The 14,186-nt window shown below is 70.1% G+C and carries 14 protein-coding genes; 4 read left to right on the top strand and 10 right to left on the bottom strand.

The features are described 5' to 3' along the window. Window positions 1-46: 46 nt before the first annotated feature. The 4 genes from ACFC1I_RS01220 to ACFC1I_RS01205 form a co-directional block, all read right to left on the bottom strand. Window positions 47-649, bottom strand: a complete 603-nt coding sequence (locus ACFC1I_RS01220; protein ID WP_376005994.1) for a hypothetical protein — start codon at window positions 647-649, stop codon at window positions 47-49. After that, the gene (rsmH, locus tag ACFC1I_RS01215; protein WP_376005992.1) at window positions 646-1,614 is read right to left on the bottom strand and encodes a 16S rRNA (cytosine(1402)-N(4))-methyltransferase RsmH; all 969 of its coding nucleotides are present in this window, start codon (window positions 1,612-1,614) and stop codon (window positions 646-648) included. Before rsmH ends, ACFC1I_RS01220 begins: the two co-directional genes overlap by 4 nt. A 105-nt stretch (window positions 1,615-1,719) precedes the next feature. Further along, on the bottom strand, window positions 1,720-2,151 hold the full coding sequence (gene mraZ, locus ACFC1I_RS01210) for a division/cell wall cluster transcriptional repressor MraZ (RefSeq protein WP_056367092.1): 432 nt from the start codon (window positions 2,149-2,151) through the stop codon (window positions 1,720-1,722). A 198-nt stretch (window positions 2,152-2,349) separates the two neighbouring features. Further along, window positions 2,350-2,715, bottom strand: a complete 366-nt coding sequence (locus ACFC1I_RS01205; RefSeq protein WP_376005990.1) for a DUF3040 domain-containing protein — start codon at window positions 2,713-2,715, stop codon at window positions 2,350-2,352. A gap of 111 nt (window positions 2,716-2,826) precedes the next feature. On the opposite strand from ACFC1I_RS01205, the gene ACFC1I_RS01200 reads away from it, so the two are divergent. Beyond that, the gene (locus ACFC1I_RS01200) at window positions 2,827-3,873 is read left to right on the top strand and encodes a polyprenyl synthetase family protein (RefSeq protein WP_376005989.1); all 1,047 of its coding nucleotides are present in this window, start codon (window positions 2,827-2,829) and stop codon (window positions 3,871-3,873) included. 14 nt (window positions 3,874-3,887) lie between these two features. Here ACFC1I_RS01200 and ACFC1I_RS01195 read toward each other — a convergent pair whose 3' ends face one another. Further along, entirely contained in the window at window positions 3,888-4,238 is a 351-nt protein-coding gene (locus ACFC1I_RS01195; RefSeq protein WP_376005987.1) for an Rv2175c family DNA-binding protein, read from the bottom strand. Window positions 4,239-4,417: 179 nt separating this feature from the next. Between ACFC1I_RS01195 and ACFC1I_RS01190 the strand changes: the two genes are divergently transcribed. Both ACFC1I_RS01190 and pknB read left to right on the top strand, forming a co-directional pair. Beyond that, window positions 4,418-5,584 (top strand): LysM peptidoglycan-binding domain-containing protein, encoded by a 1,167-nt coding sequence (locus tag ACFC1I_RS01190; protein WP_376005985.1) that lies wholly within the window; start codon window positions 4,418-4,420, stop codon window positions 5,582-5,584. A gap of 69 nt (window positions 5,585-5,653) precedes the next feature. Beyond that, window positions 5,654-7,606 (top strand): Stk1 family PASTA domain-containing Ser/Thr kinase, encoded by a 1,953-nt coding sequence (gene pknB, locus ACFC1I_RS01185; protein WP_376005983.1) that lies wholly within the window; start codon window positions 5,654-5,656, stop codon window positions 7,604-7,606. 66 nt (window positions 7,607-7,672) lie between these two features. Here the strand turns inward: pknB and ACFC1I_RS01180 are convergent, their stop codons facing one another. The 5 genes from ACFC1I_RS01180 to ACFC1I_RS01160 form a co-directional block, all read right to left on the bottom strand. Beyond that, entirely contained in the window at window positions 7,673-7,861 is a 189-nt protein-coding gene (locus ACFC1I_RS01180; protein WP_376005981.1) for a hypothetical protein, read from the bottom strand. 13 nt (window positions 7,862-7,874) lie between these two features. Then, window positions 7,875-8,627: a hypothetical protein gene (locus ACFC1I_RS01175; protein WP_376005980.1), complete on the bottom strand. Its 753-nt coding sequence runs from the start codon at window positions 8,625-8,627 to the stop codon at window positions 7,875-7,877. A gap of 421 nt (window positions 8,628-9,048) precedes the next feature. Next, the gene (locus ACFC1I_RS01170; RefSeq protein WP_376005978.1) at window positions 9,049-10,386 is read right to left on the bottom strand and encodes a class II 3-deoxy-7-phosphoheptulonate synthase; all 1,338 of its coding nucleotides are present in this window, start codon (window positions 10,384-10,386) and stop codon (window positions 9,049-9,051) included. A gap of 62 nt (window positions 10,387-10,448) precedes the next feature. Beyond that, window positions 10,449-11,138, bottom strand: a complete 690-nt coding sequence (locus ACFC1I_RS01165) for a lysophospholipid acyltransferase family protein (protein ID WP_376005977.1) — start codon at window positions 11,136-11,138, stop codon at window positions 10,449-10,451. Between the two features lie 4 nt (window positions 11,139-11,142). Beyond that, window positions 11,143-12,078: an ROK family glucokinase gene (locus tag ACFC1I_RS01160; protein ID WP_376006752.1), complete on the bottom strand. Its 936-nt coding sequence runs from the start codon at window positions 12,076-12,078 to the stop codon at window positions 11,143-11,145. A gap of 152 nt (window positions 12,079-12,230) precedes the next feature. Here ACFC1I_RS01160 and ACFC1I_RS01155 point away from each other — a divergent pair, with 152 nt between their 5' ends. Continuing rightward, complete coding sequence (locus ACFC1I_RS01155) at window positions 12,231-14,057, top strand: AMP-dependent synthetase/ligase (RefSeq protein ID WP_376005975.1); 1,827 nt, start codon at window positions 12,231-12,233, stop codon at window positions 14,055-14,057. The last annotated feature ends 129 nt before the right edge of the window (window positions 14,058-14,186 follow it).

Below are 14,186 nucleotides of genomic sequence, written 5' to 3'. Positions count from 1 at the left end.
CGTGCAGTGGGGCGCCTCGATCGGTTCTCGGCTCGGCGTCGTCGTCTCAGTGTGTGCTCGGGGTGGGCAATCCGTCCGTGAGGGGCGGCGGAGTGTTGCCGACTCCGCTGTCGGGCGTCTCGGCGACCTCGACCGGCAGCCCGTCGATGGTGGCGTCCGGGACGGTGACCAGCGGCGTGTTCGTGATGAGCGCGTTCGGGACCGATCCGCGCCCGATGGCGTCGACCGACGAGGTTCCCAGCGCGACCTCGGACGGCCCGAGGATCGCGCCGTCACTGAGCCGCAGGTAGCTCGGCGCCTCGTTGATCACCATGCCGAGCGCCGCCGCGTTCGCCGCCAGGTACTGCGGCGAGCTGAGTCCGGCGACGTCGTCGTAGAGGATCTGCTTCTGGTACGTGAGGTCGCGCTGCTCCTTCGCCAGGGCGGCGATCTCGTACGTGCCCTGCGTCGTCATGATCGACAGCGACATCTGAGCGGCGGCGATGAGGAAGGCCCCGAGCACCGCGACCACGCCGTAGAAGAGCTTCGGGCGACGCCGGCGAGCCGGCGCGTCGAGCACCCGCAGGCGCCGGCGCGGGGCATCCGTCCTCTCCGGGGCGACAGCCCGGCCGAAGCGGGCGGCGGTCGTGGCGTTCGCGATCGTGCTCATGCGGCACCCTCCGCGTGCTCGGGCCTCAGTCGCTCAGCGGCGCGGAGGCGCACGGGCGTCGCGCGCGGGTTGACCGCGCGCTCTTCCTCGGTGGCGAGCTCGGCACCTTTGACGAGCAGTCGGAACTTGGGGGCGTGCTCGGGCAGTTCGACCGGCAGGCCCCTCGGCGCGGTCGAGGCCGAGGCATCCGCGAACGTCCGCTTCACGAGGCGGTCCTCGAGGGACTGGTACGACAGCACGACGATGCGGCCGCCGACCGGGAGGATGCCGAGCGCCGACGGCACCGCGCGCTCGAGGACGGAGAGCTCGCGGTTGACCTCGATGCGCAGCGCCTGGAACACGCGCTTGGCCGGGTGGCCGGTGCGCTGCACCGCCGCGGGCGTCGCCGCCTGCAGGATCTCGACGAGCCGCCCCGAGCGCTCGATCGGCGCCTCGGTGCGGGCGGCGATGATCGCGCGGGCGTAGCGGCCGGCGAGCTTCTCCTCGCCGTAGCGCTCGAAGATGCGGCGGAGGTCGCCCTCGCCGTAGGTCGCGAGGATGTCGGCGGCCGTCGTGCCTGCGGACTGGTCCATGCGCATGTCGAGCGGCGCGTCCTGCGCGTAGGCGAAGCCGCGGTCTGCGACGTCGAGCTGGAGCGACGAGACCCCCAGATCGAACAGGATGCCGTCGGCCGCCGCGAAACCGCTGGAGGCCACGGCATCCGCGATCCCGTCGTAGACGGTGTGCACGAGGTGCACGCGGTCTCCGAACGGCGCGAGGCGCTCCCCCGCGATGCGGAGGGCGTCGGTGTCGCGGTCCAGGCCCACGAGCTGCAGCTTCGGGAAGCGCTGCAGGAACGCCTCGGAGTGCCCGCCCATGCCGAGCGTCGCGTCGACGAAGACGGCGCCGTCGCGCTCGAGCGCGGGGGCGAGCAGCTCGATGCAGCGCTCCAGCATGACGGGTGTGTGAATGTCGCGAAGGTTCATGATCGTCTCCGGTCCCGGTCCCCAGACCCTGATCCCCATCCGCTCCGACCTGGCACCGGGGAAGTGGCGTCAGGGCACGAGCAGCTGGGAGTCACGGTCGAGGGCTCAGAACAGGCCCGGAATCACCTCCTGCTCCAGCTCGGCGTAGCTCTCTTCGTTGGCCTCGGCGTAGGTGTTCCACGCCGTGGCGTCCCAGATCTCGGCATGAGCGCCCACGCCGGTGACGACGAGGTCGCGCTCCAAGCCGGCGTATGCGCGCAGCGGAGGGGGGATCGTGATGCGGTTCTGACTGTCGGGCTTCTCGGCACTCGCGCCCGAGAGGAACATGCGCAGGAAGTCGCGCGCCTGCTTGTTCGCCAGAGGCGCCTCACGGATGCGGTCGTGCACCCGTTCGAACTCCTTCTCGCTGAACACGTACAGGCAGCGGTCCTGTCCGCGCGTCACGACGACACCCCCACCAAGGTCGTCGCGGAACTTCGCCGGGAGGATGACACGTCCTTTGTCATCGAGCTTGGGTGTGTGCGTGCCCAAAAGCATCGGTACATCACACCCCCTTCGTCCGGCCCCCCGGGTTGTGCCACCACTTTACTCCACTCTCCTCCACTTCGCTATCAATTTGTGATCTGATCCTCCCCTCCTCCCCCGCGCAGGGCGGTACGCGTCCCGTGCGAGGGCAACAAAAAAGCACCGACCCGAAGGTCGGTGCTTCTGTGCCGGTTCAGGCGGCGGGGACGCTCAGCGCTCCCCTTGCCTCTTGTCCCAGCGATCGTTCATGCGATCCATGAACGAAGAGCTGTTCTGGGGTTTGGCGGGTCGGTCGGGTTCGACGCTCACCTTGCCGGGACCGCGGCCCGGCGTGACGGCGAGGAGGACACCACCCAGCATCACGACGAATCCGATGACCCCGACGACGATCAGCTGCTGGGAGACCCCGACGATGAGACCGCCGAGCCCCAGCAGCACGAGGATCGTGCCGTAGACGATGTTGCGATAACTCAGAGTGCGTCCGCCGCGGGGCGCGCTGACGACATCCGCGTCGTTGCGCATGAGATGGCGTTCCATCTCGTCCAGCAGGCGCTGCTCCTGTTCGGAGAGTGGCATGCATCCCCCTCTGTACTTCGGTGGCTCGATTGTACGCGTGCCGTTCCTCACTAGGCTAGGCCCGTGTCCGCCCCTGTTGAGCCGATCGAAGCCATTTCCCAGCGAGTGGACATGTTCATCTCGGTTCAACGGGCGAGCGTGGCCGACGCCGGATCCGAGGCGGCGCGATTCGTCGAGGCCGGAGCGGACGCCGTCACCGGCGGAAAGCGCCTTCGCGGCCGCTTCCTCATCTCCGGGTGGAGGGCAGTGGAGGAAGCCTCGGGCCCCACGGGCGCCGCACCCGCTCCCGTCATCGCCGCTGCCGCTGCGCTCGAGGTGTTCCATGCCGCCGCGCTCGTCCACGACGACATCATCGACAACTCCGATACGCGCCGCGGCCGCCCGTCGGCGCACCGCGCCCTCGAGGCCGGGCACCGCGGCTCGGGCTGGCTCGGCGACGCCGACGCCTTCGGCCGCTCCGCCGCGATCCTCCTCGGCGACCTGCTGGTGGCCTGGAGCGACGACCTCCTCGAGGAGGGGCTCGCCGAGACCTCGGCCGAGCGTGCCGCTGCCGCGCGGAGCCAGTACGCCCTCATGCGCCGCGAAGTCACCCTCGGCCAGTTCCTCGACGTGGCCGAGGAGTCGGCCTTCGCCAGCGAGCCCGACGACCGGCACGCCGAACGGGCGCTGCGCGTCGCATCCTTCAAATCCGCGCGGTACAGCGTGCAGCAGCCGCTCGCGATCGGTGCGGCGCTGGCGGGGGCGGATGCTGCGCAGGCGGCGGCGCTGGCCGCGTTCGGGCATCCGCTCGGCATGGCGTTCCAGCTGCGCGACGACGTGCTCGGCGTGTTCGGCGACGAGGCCGCGACGGGCAAGCCGTCCGGCGACGACCTCCGCGAGGGCAAGCGCACCGTGCTGATCGCGTATGCGCGCGAGGCGCTCGCACCCACCGCGCGGCGGATCATGGACGAGCTCGTCGGCGACCCCGACCTCGACGCGTCGCAGATCGCGTCGCTGCAGCAGACGATCGTCGACACCGGCGCGCTCGAGCGTGTCGAGCGGCTCATCGCCGACTACGCGCACGAGGCCGATCGCGCCTTGTCGGGAGCACGCCTGGGCAACGCGGCCGTCGGCGAGCTGCGCGATCTCGCGCGCGCCGCGACCGTGCGTACGACCTGAGCGCCGGCGATCCGTCAGGCCAGGGTGCGGGCGATCCGCCGGACCTCGCTCTTGCGGCCGGCGAGGAGCGACTCGATCGGGGCGTGCCCCAGCGACTCCTCCGGCGTCAGCAGCCAGTCGATCGCCTCGTCGTCAGAGAAGCCGGCGTCGTGCAGCACGAACACGGTCCCCCGCAGCGACGGCAGCGGGTGCCCGTCGACCACGAAGACCGACGGCACCTTGAGCACGCCGTCGCGCTTCGAGCCCACGAGGTAGTTCTCGTCGAGGAGGCGCCGTACCCGGCCGAGCGATTCGCCGAGCACCTCCACGAGGTCGGGCAGGGCGAGCCAGTCGGTCTCGAAGCGCGGGGCTGCGTCAGAGGTCACGAAAGCAACTATCTCAGATCGCGTCGGGCACTCGTCCACCCGACTTCAGCCACACGAGTAACAGAAACCTCTCTGATTAACACCCGTTGACAGCAATAAACATCCGTGACACGGTTCTCGGAGTCGACTGAGGGGGGAATCTCGTGCGACGGATCTGGAGTTCCAAGAATCGTGTCCATGTGCCCGTGGCCGTGGCCGGGTCGATCGCGCTGACGCTGTCAGCGGTCCCCGCGCACGCTGCGACGACGGATGCTGCGCCCCTGAGCGTGCCGCGCACGTTCGGCGCCACCGCGGTCAGCGTGCCACGCGTCACGGCTCTGCCCGCGGTCCGCGTGGCAGCCCAGACCGCGCCCGCCACGTACACCGTGCAGCGGGGCGACACGGTGAGCCGCATCGCGGCGCAGTTCGGACTGCGCACCGACGACGTGCTCGCCCTCAACGGCCTGCACCGGTCCTCGACGATCTACCCGGGCCAGGTCCTCACGCTCACCGGCACCGCGGCCGCCGCTCCTGCGCCGGCACCCGCCGCCCCTGCGCCGGCCCCGTCGGCCGGCGGCACCTACACGGTCCAAGCCGGTGACACGATCAGCGCGATCGCCCGGCGCCACGGCACGACGACGAATGCGGTGCTGGCAGCGAACGGGCTGGGGTGGTCGTCGATCATCTACCCCGGGCAGATCATCACTGTTCCCGGGGCGGCCGGGGCCGCAGCATCCACTCCCGCTCCGGCGCCTGCCCCCGCACCCGCCCCTGCTCCCGCGCCGGACGTCTCGGCAGGCGGTTCGCACACGATCGCCGCGGGCGAGACGATCAGCGCGATCGCGCAGCGCTACGGCGTCACGGCGAATGCGGTGCTCTCGGCCAACGGGCTCGGATGGTCGTCGATCATCTACCCGGGGCAGACGATCAAGATCCCGGGCTCGGCACCGTCGATCCCGGGGCTCACCGCGGAGCAGACCGCCAATGCCCAGCTCATCGTGCGCATCGGCCGCGACCTCGGCGTCTCGAGCCACGGCATCGCCATCGCGCTCGGCACCGCGATGCAGGAATCGTCGCTGCGCAACGTGACGTACGGCGACCGCGACTCGCTCGGGCTGTTCCAGCAGCGCCCGAGCTACGGCTGGGGCACGGCCGCCGAGGTTCAGGATGCCGAGCGTGCGACGCGCGTCTTCTTCGGCGGTCCCGGCGACCCCAACGGTGCGCGCACGCGCGGACTGCTCGACATCCAGGGTTGGGAGGGCTTGAGCTTCACCCAGGCCGCCCAGGCCGTGCAGATCTCGGCATACCCCGACGCGTATGCGAAGTGGGAGGCATCCGCCCACTCCTGGCTCGCCGCGATCGGCTGACGTCACATTGCGGTCTCGGCAGGTGCGCCGTTCCGCGGGCTCGCAGGTGCGGCTCCGTAGAATCTCAGGGTGAGCACGAGTCAGCAGACGGACCCGCTGATCGGCCGTCTCGTGGACGGCCGGTACCGGGTGCGTGCTCGCATCGCCCGTGGTGGCATGGCCACGGTGTACGTCGCCACCGATCTGCGCCTCGAGCGCCGGGTCGCGCTCAAGGTCATGCACTCGCATCTGAGCGACGACACGGTCTTCCAGAGCCGGTTCATCCAGGAGGCCCGCGCGGCTGCCCGGCTCGCCGATCCGCACGTGGTCAACGTGTTCGATCAGGGCCAGGACGGCGACATGGCGTACCTGGTGATGGAGTACCTCCCCGGCATCACGCTGCGCGAACTGCTGCGCGAGCAGCGCCGGCTGACCGTGCCGCAGGCGATCTCGATCCTCGACGCCGTGCTGTCGGGCCTCGCCGCCGCTCACAAGGCCGGCATCGTGCACCGCGACGTCAAGCCCGAGAACGTGCTCCTCGCCGAGGACGGCCGCATCAAGATCGGCGACTTCGGCCTCGCCCGCGCGACGACCGCGAACACGGCATCGGGCGCGCAGCTGCTCGGCACGATCGCGTACCTCGCCCCCGAGCTCGTCACGCGCGGCACCGCCGACGCGCGCAGCGACATCTACGCCATCGGCATCATGCTGTATGAGATGCTCACCGGCGAGCAGCCCTACAAGGGCGAGCAGCCGATGCAGATCGCCTTCCAGCACGCGACCGACTCGGTGCCACGGCCGAGCGTGAAGAATCCGGGGGTGCCCGAGCCGCTCGACGAGCTCGTGCTGTGGGCCACCGAGAAGTCGCCCGACGAGCGCCCGGTCGACGCGCGCGAGATGCTGCAGCGACTGCACGACATCGAGCGCGAACTCGGCATCTCCCCCGTCGTCGCCCGCACCGGTCCGATCGGCATCGTGCGCGACGACATGACTTCGACCGGCGAGCTGACGGCCGTGCTCCCGAGCGCGGCGACCGGCCCCGTCGCGACGATGGCCGAGGTCGACAACGCCGGGCGCCTGCGCCGCGCCACCCAGCGCCGGCGCTCGCGCGGCGCGTGGCTCGTGGCGCTGGTGGTGGTGCTCGCAGCGCTCGCCGGCGGCCTCGGCTGGTGGTTCGGCTCGGGTCCCGGCTCGATGGTGGCCGTCGCCGACGTCACCGGCCTGTCGTGGGACGACGCCGCCGCACAGCTCCAGGAGGACTCGCTCGTCGCCGTGCAGCAGGGCGCGAACAGCCTCGACGTCGCCGCAGGTCTGGTGATCCGCAGCGACCCCGGCAGCGGCACCCGGGTCGACAAGGGCTCCGAGGTGAACGTCTACGTCTCGCTCGGCCCCGCCGAGGCGACCTTCCCCGCGTTCGCCGGCATGCCGGAGGCCGACGCGCGCGCCGCCCTTCAGGCGCAATCGGTGTCGGTGCCCGACGAGAGCACCAAGTTCTTCACGGATGCCGCCGCCGAGACCGTGGTCGGCGTCGTCATCCGCCCCGCCGGCGCGCCCGACGACGGCTCGCAGGACGTCGCCTGCCTCGACGGCTGCACCGTGCACCAGGGCGACACGGCGTATCTGCAGGCCTCGCTCGGCCCGATCCCGGACGTCGCGGGCGAGAGCGAGGGCAAGGCGCGCAGCACCCTCGAGGGCCTCGGCCTCGTCGTCGCCGACAGTCAGACCGAGTCCAGCGACTCGGTGAAGGCCGACCGCGTCATCCGCATGATCGGCAAGGAGGACGGCAGCCCGCTCGCCCCCGGAGACACCGTGACCCTCGTCGTCTCGACCGGCCCCGCGCTGTTCGAGGTCCCCGACTTCGAGGGCATGACGCTCGCCGAGGCCCGCCAGGCCGCCTCGAACGCCGGCTTCAGCATCGACTACGACTCCCGCTGGGACGCCTTCCCCGACCCCTTCACCAAGGTCGAGTCGCAGAAGCCCGACGCCGGCGACATGGAACCCAAGGGCACCGTCATCTCGCTGCGCATCGCCGCCGCCCTCTGACCCGCGGCGTACCGGCCCATCGCGACGAGACCTCACAACCGCACCGTCCCGCGCGGTGCCCCGGTGCTATCGTGCGCTCTCGCGGCTGAGGAAGCGACCCACGCGGGCAGCGAGAGCGGAGCAGTCGGGGTCGACGTCGTCGGCGCCGATCAGGAAGACCTCGTATCCGGCGTCTTGGAAGAGCTGCACGCGCTCCAGGTCGCTCAACCAGCGCGTGCGAGAGCTGCGGTGCTCGTCGCCCTGGTACTCGATCAACAGCTTGTGCTTCCTATAGCCCAGGTCGGCGTGCAGCACCCCCTTCGAGGTCTCGATCGCCAGCTGCACCTCGGGTTCGGGCAGTCCGTGTGCGACCAGCCCGAGGCGGGTGCGAGTCGTAGGGAGAGTCCACGGGGAACCGTGCGTCCGCGAGCGCACGGCGGAGTGCGGCAGTGCCGCGCCCGCGACCGCGACGGGCAATCGCCCTCGCGAGGTCGCCGACGGTGCACAGAGGCTCGGCACGAGTGCCGTCGGGTTGTCGCTTGCCGGTCAGCAGGTAGTCGGACGCGGCCACGAGCCACTCGTGCGCGATCAACTCTCCCCCGAACACCGCGCCGCGCTGGGCGAGCTGGCACCAGACATCCGCCGGCGAGACCACGGGAAGCAGATCGAACATCTCCCGGTTCACGGCGTCTTCGGCGGTCACCCACCCGACCACTCCGGCGTGCCGCAGCGCGATTCGCGAGTTCACCGACAGCACGTGCAGCCCCTCGGCAGGCGAGTAGAACGGCCCGAGCGGGATACCCCAGATGCGCGCGGCCGTCCTATGGCTGAACCAGTGGCCCGGACCCAACGCGGGGATCAGCCGCTCGCAACGCGCCATGATGTCGTCGTCGGTGGCGGAATCGGCCGCGATGTGGATCCCGTGGTGCGGACTCACGACGTCTGCGCCACGCAGGCGTCCGCGGTCGACACCGTGAGCGCGGGCGTCCGCGGTCGTGAAGGCGAACCCGGTCAACTCGGCGGGGAGTTCTCGACGGGGCATCCCCCGATCTTGGCCCGTCGGCGTCCGCAGGCCCCGCGGTTATCCACAGCCACGCGCGAAACCGCACAACAGCACCATGACAGGGCAGCACGCGGTGCTATCGCGCGTTCTCGCGAAAAGAGTGCGACCCGCGCGACCCCGGGGAGTGTGCGGGCGACGGCGGCGGGAACGGGACCGACTCCGGATCCAGGATGCTGCGGGCCGACGAATCCACCCCCACATGCCCATCGCGGCGAGACCTCACGACAGCACCGTCCCGCCGCCGAGGGCGGTGCTATCTCGCCGTCTCGTCAACGAAGGGTGCCGCGGAACCATCCCGCGCTGGCGCGGCAGCAGCAGGCGCTGGGACAGACGGACAGAGAAGATCCCGGATGCCTCGGCTCGAGGCATCCGGGATCTTCTTCGTGTCAGGGGTGAGAGGTCAGCGCTTCTCGAGCTCCTCGGCGACGAGGAACGCCAGCTCGAGGGACTGCATGTGGTTGAGGCGCGGGTCGCACAGCGACTCGTAGCGGGTCGCGAGGGTGGCCTCGTCGATCTGCTCGGAGCCGCCGAGGCACTCGGTGACGTCGTCGCCGGTGAGCTCGACGTGGATGCCGCCGGGGAACGTGCCGACGGCGCGGTGCGCCTCGAAGAAGCCGCGCACCTCGTCGACGACGTCGTCGAAGCGACGTGTCTTGTAGCCGGTCGGCGTGGTGATGCCGTTGCCGTGCATCGGGTCGGTGACCCACAGCGGGGTCGCGCCCGAGTCGCGCACGGCCTCGAGGAGCGGCGGCAGCGCGTCGCGGATCTTGCCGGCGCCCATGCGCGTGATGAACGTCAGGCGGCCGGGCTCGCGGTGCGGGTCGAGCTTGTCGATGAGCTCGAGCGCCGTCTCGGGGGACGTCGTCGGGCCGAGCTTCACGCCGATGGGGTTGCGGATCTTCGAGAAGTAGTCGACGTGGGCGCCGTCGAGGTCGCGCGTGCGCTCGCCGATCCACAGGAAGTGCGCCGACGTGTTGTACGGCGTGTTCGTGCGCGAGTCGATGCGGGTCATGGGGCGCTCGTAGTCCATGAGCAGGCCCTCGTGGCCGGTGTAGAACTCGACGCGCTTGAGCTCGTCGAAGTCGGCGCCGGCGGCCTCCATGAACTTGATGGCACGGTCGATCTCGGTCGCGAGGCGCTCGTACTGCTGGTTCGCCGGGTTCTGCGCGAAGCCCTTGTTCCAGGAGTGCACCTCGCGGAGGTCGGCGAAGCCGCCCTGCGTGAACGCGCGGATCAGATTGATGGTCGACGCGGCGGTGTGGTAGCCCTTGAGCAGCCGGTTCGGGTCGGCCTTGCGCGACGCCTCGGTGAAGTCGTACCCGTTGACGATGTCGCCGCGGTACGCCGGCAGCGTGACGTCGCCGCGGGTCTCGGTGTCGCTCGAGCGGGGCTTGGCGAACTGGCCCGCCATGCGGCCCATCTTGACGACGGGCATCGACGCGCCGTACGTGAGCACGACCGCCATCTGCAGCACCGTCTTGATGCGGTTGCGGATCTGCTCGGCGGTGGCACCGGCGAAGGTCTCGGCGCAGTCGCCGCCCTGGAGCAGGAACGCGTTGCCGAAGGCGGCACGCGCGAGGCGGTCGCGGAGGTTGTCGACCTCGCCCGCGAAGACGAGGGGCGGCAGGGTCGCCAGTTCAGCGGATGCCTCGGCCACCGCGTCCGCGTCATACCACAGCGGCTGCTGCTTGATGGGCAGGGTCCGCCAATGGTCGAGTGCGTCGAGGTGCTGGAGCATCCCCCGATTCTAGCCGTGGCGCGGAAGGCTCCGGCGCCGCATGACGACAGGCCGCGCGGCGTTCAGCGGGCCTTCGTCTTGAGCCGATCCTTGACGGTCGACGCGTAGACGTCTTCGTACTCCTGCTCCCCCAGCCGCTGCAGCGCGACCATGATCTCGTCCGTGATCGAGCGCAGGATGTAACGGTCGCCCTCCATCCCCTCGAAGCGGGAGAAGTCGAGGGGCTCGCCGACCACGATGCCGACCCGCACGATCCGCGGGACGGTGGTGCCGATCGGCATCATCGTGTCGGTGTCGACCATCACCACGGGCACGACCGGCACGTGCGCCTCGAGCGCCATGCGCGCGATGCCGGTGCGGCCGCGGTAGAGCTTGCCGTCGGGGCTGCGCGTGCCCTCGGGATAGATGCCGAGAAGATCCCCGCGACCCAGCACCTGAAGACCCGTGTTGAGGGATGCCTCGGACGCCTTGCCGCCGGAACGGTCGATGGGGAGCTGGCCGGTGCCCTTGAAGAACATGCGCGTCGCCCAGCCCTTGAGGCCCTTGCCGGTGAAGTAGTCGCTCTTGGCGAGGAACGCGACCGGCCGGTCGAGCATGAGCGGCAGGAAGATCGAGTCCACGAAAGAGAGGTGATTGCTCGCGAGGATCGCGGCGCCTTCGGCGGGGACGTTGCGACGGCCGACGATCCACGGGCGCCAGATCGCCTTGACGATCGGTCCGATGACCACGTATTTCATCAGCCAGTAGAACATCGCGCTACGCCTCTGTCCCCGCGAGGTCGGCGGCGCCGATCAGGCCCGCGTCGTTGACGAGCTTCGCGATCTTGAACGTCGCGACCGGGCGGTCGCCGTAGCCGGGCAGCGACTTCTCGTACGCGAGGCGCATCGGCTCGAGGAGGGCGTCGCCGAGCTGCGCGACCCCGCCGCCGATGACGAAGAGCTCGGGGTCGAGCACGGCCTGGAAGCCGCCGCACGCCTCGCCGAGCGCTGTCGCGACGCGGCGCAGCGCCTCTGCGGCGCCGGGGTCGCCCGCGAGCACGAGGCGCGAGACGGCGGGGCCGCTGATCTTGCCGTTCTCGGCGCGGAGGGCCGCCAGCGCGGCGCCGATGCCGCCGGCGTCGGCGATGTCGTTGGCCTCACGCTGCAGCGCGCGTCCGGATGCATACTGCTCGAGGCATCCCTTCTGTCCGCAGCCGCACAGGATGCCGTCGCGGATGAAGCGGGTGTGGCCGAGCTCGGCCGCGATGCCGTGACCGCCGCGGAAGAGAGCGCCGTCGAGGACGATCGCACCTCCCACGCCGGTGCCCATCGTGAGCATGACCATGTGGTCGACCCCGCGGCCGGCGCCGAAGCGGAACTCGGCCCATCCCGCGGCGTTCGCGTCGTTCTCGATGGTGACCGGCAGGCCGATGCCCTCTTCGAGCGTCGCCTTCAGCGGCTCGTTGTGCCAGGCGATGTTGGGGGCGTGGATGACGGTCGCGCGATCGCGGTCGATGAAGCCGGCGGCCGCGACGCCGACGGCGGCGACCTCGTGCGCGCCGCGGAAGTAGCGGGCCATGTCGACCACGGCCTGGGCGAGCGCTGCGGTGTCGGTGGGCGTGTCGACGCGGAGCTGTTCGACGATGGCGCCGTCGGAGTCGACGACCCCGCCCGCGATCTTGGTTCCGCCGATGTCGATGCCGACCTTGAGCACGATCTCCCTCTCCGGCCGCCGCACGCACGACAGCGCCTTGAAGTCTATCCAGGCCGTGCTGTCCACATCCCCCGGCGAGTCGGATGTGACACCTGATTAGACTCGGATGAGATCCACCCGAGATTCAGTCGTCCGGTACCGAAGGAGCTGCCGTGGTCCAATTCGAAGTCCCCGCTATCGTCCCCGCCGACCCGCAGGCGAACATCACCGACCTCCTGGTCGAGCGCGTCAAGAAGACGCCGAACCTCGCGCTGTTCGCCGTGCCCGAAGGAGACGGCTGGCGCGACATCACCGCCGCCGAGTTCCAGAAGCAGGTCATCGCGCTGGCCAAGGGCTTCGTCGCCGGCGGCATCGAGCCCGGCGACAAGATCGGCTTCATCGCCCGCACCACCTACGAGTGGACGCTCGTCGACTTCGCGCTGTTCTATGCCGGCGCGGTCATGGTGCCGATCTACGAGACCAGCTCGAGCGCGCAGATCGCGTGGAACCTCACCGACTCGGGCGCGATCGCGATCATCACCGAGCTGCCCGACCACAGCGCGCGCCTCGCCGAAGCCCGCCCCGAGCTTCCGCTCATCCGCTCCGCGTGGGAGATGCACAGTGGCGACCTCGACAAGCTCGTCGCCGATGGCGCGACCGTCACCGACGAAGAGATCGAGCGGCGTCGCAACATCGCGAACGGCGCCGACATCGCCACCCTCATCTACACCTCGGGCTCCACCGGCCGGCCGAAGGGCTGCGTGCTGACGCACAGCAACTTCGTCGAGCTGACGCGCAACGCCTCGCGGTCCAACCAGGAGGTGTTCGAGACCCCGGGCGCCTCGACGCTGCTGTTCATCACGACTGCCCACGTGTTCGCGCGGTTCATCTCCATCCTCAACATCCAGGCCGGCGTGAAGACGGGTCACCAACCCGACACGAAGCAGCTGCTGCCCGCACTCGGATCCTTCAAGCCCACGTTCCTCCTGGCCGTGCCGCGCGTGTTCGAGAAGGTCTACAACTCGGCCGAGCAGAAGGCCGAGGCCGGCGGCAAGGGCAAGATCTTCCGCGCCGCCGCGCACACCGCGATCGAGCACTCCCGCCTTCAGCAGGAGGGCAAGAAGATCCCGCTCGGCACCAAGATCAAGTTCGCGCTGTTCGACCGTCTCGTGTACAGCAAGCTGCGCACGGCGATGGGCGGCCGCGTGTCGTACGCCGTGTCGGGCTCCGCTCCCCTGGGCCCGCGCCTCGGCCACTTCTTTCACAGCCTCGGCGTCACGATCCTCGAGGGCTATGGCCTCACCGAGACGACGGCGCCGGCGACCGTCAACCAGGCGCGCAAGTCCAAGATCGGCACGGTTGGACCGGTGATCCCGGGCGTCGGCATCCGTCTCGCCGAGGACGGCGAGGTGCAGGTGCGCGGCATCAACGTGTTCAAGGAGTACTGGCGCAACCCCGAGGCGACGGCTGCCACGTTCGACGGGGACTGGTTCAAGACCGGCGACATCGGCTCGTTCGACTCGGAGGGCTTCCTCACGATCACGGGCCGCAAGAAGGAGATCATCGTCACCGCGGGCGGCAAGAACGTCGCCCCCGCGGCGCTCGAGGACCCGATCCGCGCCAACCCGATCGTCGGGCAGGTCGTGGTCGTCGGCGACCAGAAGCCGTTCATCGCGGCGCTGGTGACCCTCGACCCCGAGATGCTGCCGGCCTGGCTGTCGAACAACAGCCTGCCGACCGACATGTCGCTCGCCGACGCCGCGAAGAACGACGCCGTGCGCGCCGAGGTGCAGCGCGCCATCGACATCGCGAACAAGAACGTCTCGCGCGCCGAGTCGATCCGCAAGTTCACCATTCTGCCCACCGAGTGGACCGAGGGCAGCGGACACCTCACCCCGAAGATGAGCATCAAGCGCAACGTCATCCTCGAGGACTTCGCCGGCGACGTCGAAGAGATCTACTCCGTGCCCGTCAACACGACGAACGTCTCGCTCAGCTGATCCGGGACGAAGAGAAGAGGGGGGGGGGGGGCGCCCCGCCACCGCGCGTGAAGGTGGGGGTGAGAAACAAACGGGGAGGGGGGTGTAGCGCCAAGCCGGGAGACCGCCCCCCGGGGGGGGGAGGGGGAG

The sequence above is a fragment of the Microbacterium sp. NPDC056044 genome (assembly GCF_042267145.1).
GTDB lineage: Bacteria > Actinomycetota > Actinomycetes > Actinomycetales > Microbacteriaceae > Microbacterium.
This window is presented reverse-complemented; position numbering and strand designations above follow the sequence as displayed.